Annotated in this window: 9 protein-coding genes; 6 read left to right on the top strand and 3 right to left on the bottom strand. The window is 67.0% G+C overall.

Annotated features, from left to right (window positions below):
• The first annotated feature begins 21 nt into the window (after nucleotides 1-21).
• The 3 genes from E2493_RS02690 to E2493_RS02700 are packed head-to-tail and all read left to right on the top strand — an operon-like array spanning nucleotide 22 to nucleotide 5,980.
• A complete protein-coding gene (locus E2493_RS02690) occupies nucleotides 22-1,278 on the top strand; it encodes a TolC family protein (RefSeq protein ID WP_135083462.1) in 1,257 nt (418 codons plus the stop codon).
• Nucleotides 1,275-2,783: an efflux RND transporter periplasmic adaptor subunit gene (locus E2493_RS02695; protein WP_135083464.1), complete on the top strand. Its 1,509-nt coding sequence runs from the start codon at nucleotides 1,275-1,277 to the stop codon at nucleotides 2,781-2,783. Before E2493_RS02690 ends, E2493_RS02695 begins: the two co-directional genes overlap by 4 nt.
• Complete coding sequence (locus E2493_RS02700; protein WP_135083466.1) at nucleotides 2,780-5,980, top strand: efflux RND transporter permease subunit; 3,201 nt, start codon at nucleotides 2,780-2,782, stop codon at nucleotides 5,978-5,980. The genes E2493_RS02695 and E2493_RS02700 overlap by 4 nt, the downstream gene beginning before the upstream one ends.
• A 937-nt stretch (nucleotides 5,981-6,917) precedes the next feature.
• On the opposite strand, the gene E2493_RS02710 is transcribed toward E2493_RS02700, so the two are convergent.
• Together E2493_RS02710 and E2493_RS02715 are read right to left on the bottom strand one after the other, a co-directional pair.
• A complete protein-coding gene (locus E2493_RS02710; RefSeq protein WP_135083470.1) occupies nucleotides 6,918-7,337 on the bottom strand; it encodes a hypothetical protein in 420 nt (139 codons plus the stop codon).
• Nucleotides 7,338-7,600: 263 nt separating this feature from the next.
• A complete protein-coding gene (locus E2493_RS02715) occupies nucleotides 7,601-8,059 on the bottom strand; it encodes a MerR family transcriptional regulator (RefSeq protein WP_450097531.1) in 459 nt (152 codons plus the stop codon).
• 40 nt (nucleotides 8,060-8,099) lie between these two features.
• Between E2493_RS02715 and E2493_RS02720 the strand changes: the two genes are divergently transcribed.
• The 3 genes from E2493_RS02720 (at nucleotide 8,100) to E2493_RS02730 (ending at nucleotide 11,384) form a co-directional block, all read left to right on the top strand.
• Nucleotides 8,100-8,747 (top strand): class I SAM-dependent methyltransferase, encoded by a 648-nt coding sequence (locus tag E2493_RS02720; protein WP_135083472.1) that lies wholly within the window; start codon nucleotides 8,100-8,102, stop codon nucleotides 8,745-8,747.
• Nucleotides 8,748-8,808: 61 nt separating this feature from the next.
• On the top strand, nucleotides 8,809-9,441 hold the full coding sequence (locus E2493_RS02725) for a cation transporter (RefSeq protein WP_135083474.1): 633 nt from the start codon (nucleotides 8,809-8,811) through the stop codon (nucleotides 9,439-9,441).
• Nucleotides 9,438-11,384, top strand: a complete 1,947-nt coding sequence (locus E2493_RS02730) for an FTR1 family protein (RefSeq protein WP_135083476.1) — start codon at nucleotides 9,438-9,440, stop codon at nucleotides 11,382-11,384. Before E2493_RS02725 ends, E2493_RS02730 begins: the two co-directional genes overlap by 4 nt.
• Before the next feature lie 240 nt (nucleotides 11,385-11,624).
• Here the strand turns inward: E2493_RS02730 and E2493_RS02735 are convergent, their stop codons facing one another.
• Nucleotides 11,625-12,893 carry a sodium:proton exchanger gene (locus E2493_RS02735; RefSeq protein WP_225421107.1) on the bottom strand — a complete coding sequence of 423 codons (1,269 nt, stop codon included), beginning with the start codon at nucleotides 12,891-12,893 and terminating at the stop codon, nucleotides 11,625-11,627.
• Between the last annotated feature and the right edge of the window lie 113 nt (nucleotides 12,894-13,006).

Below are 13,006 nucleotides of genomic sequence, written 5' to 3' on the forward strand. Positions count from 1 at the left end.
CTTCTCTTCGGAGGAAGACCGATGAACATCATGACGCGGCGCCTCTCGGCGTCGCTGCTTCCGCTGGCAATGATCCTGGCCCTGCCGGGCACAGCCGGCGCGGCCCCTATCCTGTCGCTGGAAGACGCCGTCGCGCTCGCTGCGAAGGACCAGCCGGTCGCCGGCGCCTTCCTCGCCGAGGCCCGAGCCTCCGAGGAAGCGGCGACCGCAGCCCGGGCGCTCCCCGATCCCCAGGTCACGGCCGGAATTCAGAACCTGCCGGTGACCGGGAATTCCGCGCTCAGCCCCACCCGGGATGAGATGACCATGTACACGATCGGGGTGATGCGCGAGCAGGTTCGCCGTACCCAGCGCGACGCGCAGGCAGCGCAGTATCGGGCCGAAGCTGGGCTCCGCCGCGCGCAAGCCACGGCCGAGGAACGCCGGATCGAACGTGACGTGACCGTCGCCTGGATCAACGTGGTCGAAGCGAAGGCGAAGCAGAGACTCCTCGACCGGCTGATCGCGGATTTGGGGACGGGGCGCCAGGTCATCGAAGCCGGCATCCCGACCGGCTCCTCAAGCCCGGCGCTTGCCTTGGAGGCGCAAGCGGAGATCGCGCTCGCGGAGGCGCAGCGGGCGGACGCGCACGGACAGGAGGCGCGTGCGCGTGGCGAGCTCAGCCGCTGGATCGGAGAGGCGGCCACGCGACCGCTCCCCGAGACGATCCCGGCCCTCGCGGTGCCGCATGTGATGACGGCGGGCCACCTTACCGATCACCCGCACGTCCGGATGGCCCAGGCCGAGCAGCAAGCCGCCGAGCGCCAGATCGACGTCGCCCGCGCCGCGCGCCGACCGAACCTCACCTGGTCGGTAATGTACGGCTATCGCCCGAGCTATGGCGACATGGTCACGGCGCAGGTCAGCATTCCCCTGCCAATCAACCGGCGCAAGCTCCAGGACCGCCGCATTGCCGAGGCGTCCGCGCGCGCCGACGGCGCCCGGCTGCGCGTCGAGGACGCCCATCGCGAACTGGCCGGTGCCTATCAGGTCGCACTCGCCGATTATGAGAGCGCCGACGCACAGCTGCGGGTCGTCCTCGACCGGGCGATCCCGTCGCTCGAGGCGTCCTTCCAGGCGGCCGAGGCGCGTTACGCCTCCGGCCAGGGCGGTCTCGATGTGCCGCTGAACATCGTCGAGCGCTACGTCCAGGCCACGCTTCAATCGGTGGAGCTGCAGGCGAAGCGCGCCCGCGCGGCGGCCGAGCTCATCTACCTCAGCGAAGGCGACGTCCGATGACACCCACGAACAGGAAGCTCGCCGCCGGCGGCGCCGCGATCGCGATCCTCGCCGCCGCCGCCGGAGGCTATTGGGCGCTCTCCGATCGCGAGCCCGGCGGCGCCGCCAAGGGCGCGCTGGTCAACGGCGTCGTCCAGGACGGCTCGGGCCGCACCGTGCTCTACTGGTACGATCCGATGGTGCCGCTGGAGCGCTACAACGGGCCCGGCAAGTCCTCGATGAACATGGACCTGCAGCCGAAATACGCCGAAGGCGCCGCCGGCGGCGGGGTACGGATCTCGCCCGCCGTCCAGCAGAACCTCGGCATCCGTACCGCCCGCGTCGTCTTCGACAATCTCGCGCCGTCGCTCAGCGCGGTAGGACGTGTCGAGACCGACGAGCGGCGGATCGTCGAGGTCCAGACGCTCACGCCCGGCTTCGTCGAGCAGCTCACGGTCCGCGCGGTGGGAGAGCCGGTCGCACGCGGCAGCCGAGTGGCGACCGTCTATTCCCCCGACCTGTTCGGGGCGCAGCAGGAATATGCGGCCCTGCTCAAGATCCGCCGCTCGACGATCACGCCCGGGCTGCGCCAGGCCGCGCGCCAGCGCCTGCAGCTGCTCGGTCTCCCTGAGGGGGTGATCCGGAGCCTCGACCGAGGCGGCCGGCCGCAGCGCGACTATGCATTGGTCGCGCCCCGCTCCGGGGTGGTGACGGCGATCGGGGCCCGGCCGGGCGCGCGCGTGGAACCGGGACAGTCGATCCTGACCCTCGCCGATTTGTCCCAGGTCCTCGTCGTCGCGGAGATCCCCGAGGCGGCGCTGGGGCAGGTGCGCATCGGGCAGCCGGTCGAGATTACGGTCCCCGCTTATGGAGAAACCCGCTCGGGCCGGATCGACTACGTCTTCCCCTCGCTCGATGCGGCGGCCCGGACGGCGCGGGTGCGGATCACCCTCGCCAACCCCGGCGGGCGCCTGAAGATCGGCATGTTCGCCAATTTGACGATCGCGAGCGCGGCAACCGGCGGCCTCGTCGTGCCGGGCGAGGCGGTTATCTCGACCGGAACCCGCGACGTGGTCATCGTCCAGCGCCAAGGCGGTTTCGTGCCCGTCGAGGTCGAGCTCGGCCGGTCGGTGGGTGAGCGGACCGAGATCCGCCGGGGCCTCGCGCTCGGCGACGTCGTGGTGGCGTCCGGCCAGTTCCTGATCGACTCCGAAGCCTCGCTCACGGGTGTCATCGAACGTCTGTCGCGGGGCCAGTCGCCGGCCGCGCAACAGCAGCGGCGCGAGGCGCTTCTCCAAGGGGTCGGCGTGATCAAGTCGCTCGAGCCCGCCGCGCGAAGGGTGACGATCACCCACGGCCCGATGCCCGCGATCGGCTGGCCGGCAATGACGATGACCTTCCCGGTCGCCGATGTCTCAGTGCTGAGGGGCCACAAGGCGGGAGAGCGGGTGCGCTTTGCCTTTCAGCGACCGGCACAGGGCGCGACGCCGGTGATCGAGCAGATCCAGCCGGAGGGCGGCCGATGATCGCCAGGGTCATCCGCTGGTCCGCCGCCAACCGCTTCATCGTGCTGCTCGCCGCAGCATTCCTCTCGGCGGCGGGGCTGTACGCGGTCAGCCGCACGCCGCTGGATGCGCTTCCGGACCTTTCCGACGTCCAGGTGATCATCCGCACGCCCTATCCCGGCCAGGCGCCGGAGATCGTCGAGAGCCAGGTCACCTACCCGTTGGCGACGACGATGCTCTCGGCACCAGGCGTGAAGGCCGTGCGCGCCTTCTCGCTGTTCGGCGATTCGTTCGTCACCATCATCTTCGAGGACGGCACCGACCTCTACTGGGCGCGCTCGCGAACGCTCGAATATCTCAGCCAGGCGGCGGGGTTGCTGCCGAAGGGTGTCTCGCCGGCGCTCGGCCCAGACGCGACCGGCGTTGGCTGGGCCTATCAATACGCGTTGGTCGACCGCACCGGACGCAATGATCTCGGCCAGCTGCGGGCGCTGCAGGACTGGTTCCTGAAATACCAGCTGAAGGAGGTGCCCGGAGTCGCCGAGGTGGCGAGCGTCGGCGGCATGGTGCGCGCCTTCCAGGTGCAGGTCGATCCCGAGAAGCTCCAGCTCTACCGGGTCTCGGTCGGCGAGGTCATGGACGCGCTCACCGCCGCGAATAGCGAGACCGGCGGCTCGGTCATCGAGCGCGCCGAGGCCGAGTACATGATCCGCGTCGGCGGCTATCTGAAGACGCTCGACGACTTCCGCAACATCCCCCTGAAGGCGAGCGAGGCCGGCGTCCCCATCACGATAGGCGACGTCGCCCGGGTGCAGATCGTCCCCGACTTCCGCCGCGGCATTGCCGAGCTGAACGGCGAGGGCGAGGTCGCCGGCGGCATCATCGTCGTGCGGGCGGGCGCCGACACGCGCGGCGTGATCGACGCGGTCAAGGCGAAGCTCGAGACGCTGAAGCCCTCCCTGCCGCCCGGCGTCGAGGTCGTGCCCGTTTACGACCGCTCGGGGATCATCGACCGGGCGATCGACAATCTCACCGGGAAGCTGGTCGAGGAGTTCATCGTCGTCGCGATCGTCTGCGCGCTCTTCCTCCTCCACCTGCGCTCCGCGCTGGTCGCGATCCTGACGCTGCCGCTCGGGGTGCTGATCGCCTTCATCGTCATGCGGTTCCAGGGCATCAACGCCAACATCCTCTCGCTCGGCGGCATCGCGCTCGCCATCGGCGCGATGGTCGACGCCGCCGTCGTCATGATCGAGAACGCGCACAAGAAGCTCGAGCACGCCTCGGCGGACGGCCGCCCCATCGAGGAGATGGTGCGGCGGCGCGTGCTGGTCGAGGCGGCGGTGGAGGTCGGGCCGGCCTTGTTCTTCTCGCTGCTGATCATCACCCTCTCCTTCCTGCCGGTCTTCTCGCTCGAAGCGCAGGAAGGACGGCTGTTCAGGCCGCTCGCGCTCACCAAGACCTATTCGATGGCCGCCGCGGCTGGGCTCTCGGTCACCTTGATCCCGGTGCTGATGGTGATGTTCATCAAGGGCAGGATCCGTCCGGAGGCCGACAATCCGGTCAATCGCGCCCTGATTCGCGGCTATCGCCCCGGCCTCGCCTGGGTGCTGCGGCGACCGAAGCTCGTCCTCGGCCTTGCCGTCGCCGCTTTGCTCGTGACCGTCTGGCCGGCATCGCGGCTCGGCGGCGAGTTCATGCCGCCGATCGCCGAGGGCGATCTCCTGTACATGCCGACGGCGCTGCCCGGCCTCTCGGCGTCGAAGGCTTCGGAGCTGCTCCAGATCACCAACCGGATGATCAGGACGGTCCCCGAGGTGCAGACGGTATTCGGCAAGGCGGGGCGCGCCGAGACCGCCACCGATCCCGCGCCAATCGAGATGTTCGAGACGACGATCCAGCTCAAGCCCAAGGCCGAATGGCGGGCCGGAATGACGATGGACAAGATCATCGCCGAGCTCGACCAGCGGGTCAGAGTCCCCGGCCTCGCCAACGTCTTCGTCCAGCCGATCCGCAACCGGATCGACATGCTCGCTACGGGGATCAAGAGCCCGGTCGGCATCAAGGTCTCGGGCGCCGATCTCGCGACGCTGGATCGGCTGGGCGCGCAGATCGCCGGCGTCGTGAAATCGGTCCCCGGGGCGAGCTCCGCGATCTCGGACCGGATCCTGGGCGGACGCTACGTCAACATCGAGATCGATCGGCTTGCGGCGGCCCGCTACGGCCTGTCAATCAAGGACGTCCAGAGCACCGCCGCGGCCGCGATCGGCGGAATGCCCATCGACGAGAAACTGGAGGGGCTGGCGCGCTTCCCGATCAACGTCCGCTTCCCGCGCGAGCGGCGGGACAGCGTCGAGACGATCCGCGCGCTGCCGATCGTCACCACGACCGGCGCGATCGTCCCGCTCGGCATGGTCGCGCGGGTCGAAGTCGCGAGCGGCCCCACGATGGTGAAGAGCGAGAATGCGAGGCCCTCCGTCTGGGTCTATGTCGACGTCCGCGACCGCGATCTCGTCGGCTTCGTCCACGCGGCACGCGCGAAGGTCGCCGGCCAGGTGCAGCTGCCGCCCGGATATTCGGTGTCCTGGGCCGGGCAGTTCGAATATGCCGAGCGGGCGAAGCAACGGCTCGCGTGGATCGTGCCGGCGACAATCGGCATCATCTTCCTGCTGCTGTTCCTGGCGTTCGGCCGCGCGCGCGAGGCGATGATCGTGCTCCTCACCCTGCCGTTCGCGCTCGTTGGTGGCGTCTGGCTGGTCTATTTGCTCGGCCACGCTTTCTCGGTCGCGACGGCGGTCGGCTTTCTCGCGCTCGCCGGCCTAGCCGCCGAGTTCGGCGTCATCATGCTCGTCTATCTCGACCGCGCCATCGAGGAGCGGGTGAAAGACGGCCGATTGGCCGGGGCGGGGGATCTCGACGACGCCCTCGTGGACGGGGCCGTCCTGCGCGTCCGGCCGAAGGCCATGACCGTCGCCGTCATCCTCGCCGGCCTGGTCCCGCTGCTGGTCGGCGGCGGCACCGGCTCGGAGGTGATGCAGCGCCTCGCCGCGCCGATGATCGGGGGGATGATCACCGCACCTTTGCTGTCGCTGTTCGTGCTGCCGGCCATCTACAGGCTGCTCGGCCCCGAACGGCTTGCGAGGCCGGCGCGAAGGCAACTCCGGAGCGAGCAGGACGTTGAAGTCGAGCCGGCCCCGCCGGCCTCGGTGAAGCCGACATGAGACGTGCCCGAACCCTTCTGATCGTGCTGGCCGCGCTGCTTGGGCTGCTGATCCAGCCGACCGGCGGCGTGGTGGCCTCCGCGCTCGGGGCCAACCCTGCGGCCGAGGCATCCATGCCGTGTCACCCGACGCGCAATGATCTGCTCGATAACTGTTGCGGGTCCTGCGCTGCCACTATGCCGATCTGCGCGGCGAGTTCCGCCTGCGCATCAGTCACCGCCTTGCCTCTGCCGATGCGCCTCCAGGATGTGGATGGCCGAGCAGCGGGGGACCGGATGCAGCATGCGGTGAGAGCGTTGCACGGGCGCTCGATCGCACCCCCGTTACATCCTCCCAGCGGTTCGGATCAGATCGTCTGAGAGCGCTATCCACCGCGGCCGGAGGACCGACCCTCCTGTGCGGCGACCGGATGGGCATTCGAACTCCTGCTCAAGGAAATTAGTCATGACTAACCTGAGAATCGCCGCGTGCATCGCGGCTACCGTCGCTGCTGTCAGCGGCGCAAACAGTGACGCCGCCTCGCCCAGGGGCGCCGCGGCTCCTGCCGCAATTCAAAATAGACACTGCGCCTGGCAAGCACCTCAACAGTTTGGCCCCCGGGCGTCGGTGACCACGCCGGCGCGGACATGTGGGAAACCGAGTCCCCACGCGGAACCCGAATCGGCAATGCCAATGCGCAGCCGCCAAGCACATTGCAGCCGCACGACTTGGTATTGGCCCCATCGGTATGCCGAGCGCGCCCTGCCACCGGTCCGGATGCGAGTCCGAGAGCGCTGCTAGATCCTCAAGCAGTGGACGCCGCCCCTCCGGCGGCGTCCGCTTCAGGGTCACGGGCTCCGGATCGGCTTGCGACGGCGTGCCCGGCAAGAGCTCGCCGCCATGTTGAACCTCGACAAGCGGCTCGAGATCGAACCTGATACCGATGGATGGTCAGCGTTCAGGCGCCTTGGAGATGCCGCCTCGCCAGCCAGACCACCAGAGGCGGGAGGATCAACCACTGCAGGACCGGCGACAGACCGGCTCCGATCAGTGGCACCAGAGGCATCATGCTCGAGTATCGCCAACCCCAGGACGCTGAGGTGGAGCTCGTTGCGAGATGCTCGATGACGACCGTGATCACCAGCCCGACGCCCATGAACACGATGATGCCGCGACGATTCGGCTGCATCGGCCACGACGGTGTTCGTGCCGCGAGACACGCGGTGCAAAATGCGATGAAGGCGATGACGGCGTCGCCGACGGCCGCCCTGCTGCAGACGAGCACGCTGGTCCAGTGAGGCGCCGACGCCATTCCCTGGTACAGCGGCGCCTGAATCAGCTCCCAGGGGTAGTTGAGCAGAAACGCGAACATCATCACCGTTGCGCCCACTCGAGTGAATTGTCGCAGGGCTCGCGCGTCCGTTTTCAATTGCTCGCCCGTTTGATGGCAGTGCGGTTTCGCGCCACAGTGATACACTCCATCAGCGAGGGGAAGTTCGGCCCGGCCGTTGATATCCGCGCGAGCTGCGAAATCTGCCCTCGAGCCAGCGACGTGCCGCGCGGAGCATAGTGCCGCTGGTCGTCATCCGACGAACCGTCCGGCATTTCCGGCGTCTGCGCAATCCGAATCCTGACACGCGGCTATGCCCCGGCATCGGTGATCGCCTCGATGACCCGACAGTCCGCCATCCGACCCCCAGAACAGGTCGTGGCAATCTGCTGCAGTTCGTCTCGCAGAGACGTCAATCTCGAGATCCGAGCCTCGACCTCTGCCAGATGACGCCGCGCGATCTCTTCTGCTTCGGCGCAATCGCGATCGGGCTGGTCCGACAAGGAGATCAAGGACCGCAGCTCGTCGATCGAGAAGCCGAGCTCGCGTCCGTGACGGATGAACGCCAGGCGCCGAACCTCGCCTTCCTCATAGGTCCGCCGGCCTGACTCGGTCCGCGCCGCCCGCGGCATCAAGCCGATATCCTCGTAGAAACGGATCGTGTTGACCTTCGTGCCGGTCCGGCGCGCGAGATCCCCGATCATTAGCCGCGACATCGCTCTTGCTCCTCCAGTGACTGGAGCATCTAGAACCTCGTGGGTGCGATTCATAGCACCGGCGGGATAAGGGCAGAATGTCGAGGACCGTAATTTGCCGTTCACTCCGGCTCTGGGCCGGCCGGAGCTCACCGGATGGTACGATGCGGCCATTCGCGTGCTGGCACGGGAGCGCGCCTGGCGATACGCACTGCTCAAGCAGGTCGCGCCGCGCGACGGAGAAATCATTCTCGACGTCGGCTGTGGAACCGGGACGTTCGCGATCATGCTGAAGAAGGCGGCACCGGGCGCACATATCATTGGCCTCGATCCTGACCATCATGTCCTGGCCATCGCCGCTGACAAGGCAGCGCGCGCTGGGGCCACCATCGATTGGCGCCACGGATCTGCGAGCGACGCGGCGCAGCTCGAAGGAACGGTCGACAAAGCCGTCTCCAGCCTCGTCTTCCACCAGGTCCCCGTTTCCGCGAAATGCGCCGGAATTGCCGCCATGTTCGAGGCCGTACGCTCTGGAGGTGAGGTTCATATCGCCGACTACGCGACACAGCCGACGGGCCTGATGCGGATGCTGTTTCGAATGACCGTTCAGATGCTCGATGGAATCGCCGACACGGGCGCAAATGCCAACGGAGCGCTGGAGCGAATCCTTCGCGAGCACCAAGGGGCGGATGCGCGGTCGGCTCAGGTCTTTCGCGCCGCGACGGGTGCGATCAGCCTGTTCCAAGCGGACAAGCGGCCCTAGTTGAGACCAGTTCGCAATACCGTTTGATCCTCCAGTAGGTGGAGGTTGTAAGGGCCGGCGAATGGAGAACGAATCAGGCGGCTGCGGCTGCACCGGCGACACCAAGCGCGCCGAAACAGACCCGGCCTATCGGCGCGCGCTGTGGTGGGTAGTCATCCTCAACGTGGGCTTCGGCCTTTGCGAGATCGTGGGCGGCTTCCTCGCCAACAGTCAGGCTCTGAAGGCCGACGCGCTCGACTTTCTCGGCGACGGTTCGATCACCTTCGTCGGCCTGCTCGCGCTGGGATGGGCGGCGAGCACGCGTGCGAAGGTCGCGATGACCCAAGGCCTTTTCCTCGGAGCGCTCGGCCTGTGGGTGCTTGGCATGGCTCTCTGGCGCGCCCTCACCGCGACCCCGCCGGAGGCAGAGCTGATGGGCGGCATCGGGATCGTGGCGCTCGCCGTCAACGTCACCGCGGCGCTTATCCTTGCACGCTTTCGTCACGGCGGCGACGCCCAAGCCCGGGCCATCTGGCTTTTCTCGAGGAACGACGCCCTCGCCAACATCGCCGTCATCTCCGCGGCGGCGCTGGTGTTCGCCCTGGACAGCGCATGGCCAGACATCGTCGTCGCGGCCGGCATCGCCATCCTCTTCCTGCAGTCCGCCTGGGAGATCCTCCACGACGCCCGCAAAGAGCTCCGGGAGCAACCATGATTATCATCCGTTTCGTCCGGACGCTCGTCTTGTCGCTCCTTCTCCTCGGCATGTTCGCCGCACCGGCACAGGCAGAGACCGCACCCGCGCAGACGATCTGGCGGCTCCTCGACTATATCGCGGTCGACTATCCCGGCGCGGTCACCGGCGGCCGCGTCGTCAACGAAGCCGAGTATGTGGAGATGGTGGAATTCTCCGCCAGCGTTCGCGAGCGCCTCGGCCAGCTGCCTCCGCATCAGGCCCGTGCTGGCCTGCTCCGGGATGCTGCCGCTCTCCAGGCCGCCATCTCGGCGAAGGCCGAGCCCGCCGCAATCGCCGCGTCTTCCCGGCGCCTCGGTCGCGCGTTGCTGTCCGCCTACCCGGTACCGCTCGCGCCCAGCAGCATCCCCGATCTCGGCCGAGGCGCGACTCTCTACGCGCAGAATTGCGCGAGCTGCCATGGTGCGCAGGGCGACGGCAGAGGCCCGGCAGCCGTTCGCATGGACCCGCCGCCGATCGACTTCACCGACGAAAGCCGGGCGCGAGAGCGCAGCCTGTTCGGCCTCTACCAGGTCATTGAGCAAGGTCTTGAAGGCACGGCGATGCCATCCTTTGCACATCTCTCGCCCGAGGATCGTTGGGCGCTTGCGTTTCACGTGGGCCGCTACGCCTATCCGGAAGGTCTGGCGTCGGGAGGTAGCGAGATATTCCTTGAGGTCGGCGTCAGCAGCAAGGTTCCCGATCTGGCGGCGCTCGTTGCAATAACCCCGGCACAGCTCGAACAGGCCGTCGGAGCGGAGAAGGCGAAGGCAGTCACGGCATATCTGCGCGGTCATCCGGAAGAACTCTCCACCGGTTCCGCCGGTTCGCTCACTCTGGCCAAGGAGCGGCTCACCCAGGCGCTTTCCGCCTATGAGGCCGGAGATCGGACCGGGGCCACGGACCTGGCGCTTTCCGCCTACCTCGACGGCTTCGAACCAGTGGAACCCCTCCTCAGCGCGCGAGACGCCTCTCTGATGGGCGAGATCGAGGGCGCCATGGCGGAGCTCCGCTCCCGGATCGACCGCGGAATGCCCGCGGAGCAGGTCCGCGCACAGGTCGGCGAGGTCCGGAGCCTCTTCACCCAGGCTGAAGCTCAGCTCGGTCCGGAGAGCGCCAGCACCAGTTCCAGCTTCGTCGGAGCCTTCACGATCCTGCTGCGCGAAGGACTCGAGGCGCTTCTCATCGTCATCGCCATGGTCGCCTTCCTCCGCAAGGCGGAGCGCACCGACGTGATGGGCTATGTCCACTGCGGCTGGATCGCAGCGCTGGTCGCCGGAGCCGCCACCTGGGCTGCCGCCACCTACGTGATAGGAGTCAGCGGCGCGAGCCGCGAGCTCACCGAAGGCTTCGGATCGATATTCGCAGCCGTGGTTCTCCTGTCCGTCGGCATCTGGATGCACGGCAAGGCGCAGGCGGGCGCGTGGCAGCGCTACATTGCCGAGCGAATGTCCCACGCGTTGACGAAGCGGTCGGCGTGGTTCCTGTTCGGGCTGACCTTCGTCGTCGTCTACCGAGAGGTCTTCGAAACGATCCTGTTCTACGCGACACTGTGGAGCCAGGGCAACGGCGGCGCCGTGCTGGCCGGAGCCGCGGTCGCGCTCGTCGTGCTCGCCATGGTGGCTGCGGCCATGCTGAAATACAGCCGAACCCTCCCGATTGCGAAGTTCTTCTCGTACAGCTCGGCACTGATCGCGGTTCTGGCGGTCGTGCTCGCCGGCAAGGGCGTAGCTGCCCTTCAGGAAGCAGGGCTGATCGACATCAGGCCGATGGCCTGGATCCCGCGTATTGGCATCCTGGGCCTGAGCCCGACCCGCGAGGCGGTCCTTGCCCAGGTCCTGACGCTCGCGCTTGTCCTGTTCGGCTTCTGGTATAACCGACGGTCATCGGCCGGGCAGAATGACCATGCGGCAGTGAGTTCTTGATCGCACGTGTAGTCTTCCTCGGGGGGAACTAGATCCGCGGTGCTTCAGCGCCTATGTGGCCTTTCGCCAGCCTGACGGCCCGATGTCGCCGATGAGGCCTGGTCTGGCTGATAGACGGTGCTCACCGGATTTGGGCTAGATCTCGGAGACCTTGTTCGTCACCGCGAGCCACGTCCGGAATCAGCCACAGGTCGGCAGGCGCTGCAACAGCGGCCCCCGGTACGACGTCGCGGCTTCGCCTCACGATATCCGATCCAAAGATGTGGGTATCGTGGAATGCACGTTGCCGAACAGCCCAGCCCAAAACATTCGCAAGCGCTTGGCATTAAGCAGCGCAATGGCAACCGACAGGGCGATGTAGCCCCAGCCCAAGGCGGTAAGCGTAGCAATCGTTCGCGCTTCGTCAGTTCGGAAGCTGAAGGCGAGAACCACTTGCAGGCTGAACAGGATGACGAGCGCCACGGCGCCACCGACGCCAAGTCTGAGGCGGAGAAGAAGTGACAGACCGAACAGCGACTGCGCAGCAGTCAGGAAGAACTCCTCGTGCTGCCGGGAGTCCAGCGGAAGCGAGGACAGTGTTCCGGCGCCGACACTAAACGCGAGCGGCAGCATGCCGACGAGCAGCGTCCACTGGTTGATCTTGTCCGATATCATGGTCGTCATGCCCGCCGCGGCTCGTGCCGAAAGCACGAACAGCACCGCGACAGTGACTGCCGGAGCCTCGCTGGCGAGGGGCGCAAGCCACTGGATGAGCAGGAACTCGTCGATTCCGATCACGCGCCCCGCCTCAACCATCGATTCGGCGAACGGCTCGGCCGAGACGAAGATGACCGCGGCGGCGACGAGGGTAAGCAAGGCCATCAACGTCCACTGCGATCGGATCGGAAGGGCTTCGATCGCCGCTGCAAGCCCGGGCTCCGCAGCTTCTCGCTCCTCATCCTCGCCCTCCACCTTGGGAAGCGTGCTTACCCGCCAGATGTAGGCCGCGAAGATGCCGATCAGAACAAAGGCATCGAAGGGACCGATCCTGTCTCGCAGGAGGATGATGAACGCGTAGACCGTGGGCAGGAGAAGGAACGCGATTTCGACGCGATTCACTGGTGCCAGAGAGATCGCCTGTTCGCGCGTCCGCCACCAGTTCAACAGCACCAGCAGTGGCCAGGCGAGACCCACGAGCAGCCGGTTCGCGCCTGTCATGTTGGCAGCGGCGTAGTGGACGTACGGGGATTGGGGATTCTGGCCGGCTCTCCACGCATAGTAGATGTCGACCGCGTATTCCGGGAGGACGGTGATAAGAGCAACAACTGCGAGAATCAGCCCCGATGATATCTGCCCCTCCGCCGATTCCGCTCCCCAGGAGAGCATGAATCCCGCCGCAAGTATGGCAGTGCCGAAAAGGGCTGCATCGAGAACGGGATCCGGGCGGCTTCCCGTGAAGCGAAGATAGAGAGCGGGAAAGGTAGCGAGAAGCGCGACCGCGATCGAGATCCAAAGCTTCCGCAGATGCACCAACTTCCTCCTCTTCAATCGCTTGGCCGACTCCAGTTCACCAAGACCCTGCACAGCCTACGTGGTCAGCCGGACCAGGCTGCCAAGCCTGCCGGGAACGCCGTAACGCACGA

This window comes from Sphingomonas parva (ex Maeng et al. 2020), from assembly GCF_004564275.1.
Lineage (GTDB): Bacteria > Pseudomonadota > Alphaproteobacteria > Sphingomonadales > Sphingomonadaceae > Allosphingosinicella > Allosphingosinicella parva.

Coding starts and splice junctions, on each gene's coding strand:
- E2493_RS02690 (WP_135083462.1), top strand. CDS start 22: ATGAACATCATGACGCGGCGCCTCTCGGCGTCGCTGCTTCCGCTGGCA.
- E2493_RS02695 (WP_135083464.1), top strand. CDS start 1,275: ATGACACCCACGAACAGGAAGCTCGCCGCCGGCGGCGCCGCGATCGCG.
- E2493_RS02700 (WP_135083466.1), top strand. CDS start 2,780: ATGATCGCCAGGGTCATCCGCTGGTCCGCCGCCAACCGCTTCATCGTG.
- E2493_RS02715 (WP_450097531.1), bottom strand. CDS start 8,059: ATGAATCGCACCCACGAGGTTCTAGATGCTCCAGTCACTGGAGGAGCA.
- E2493_RS02725 (WP_135083474.1), top strand. CDS start 8,809: ATGGAGAACGAATCAGGCGGCTGCGGCTGCACCGGCGACACCAAGCGC.
- E2493_RS02730 (WP_135083476.1), top strand. CDS start 9,438: ATGATTATCATCCGTTTCGTCCGGACGCTCGTCTTGTCGCTCCTTCTC.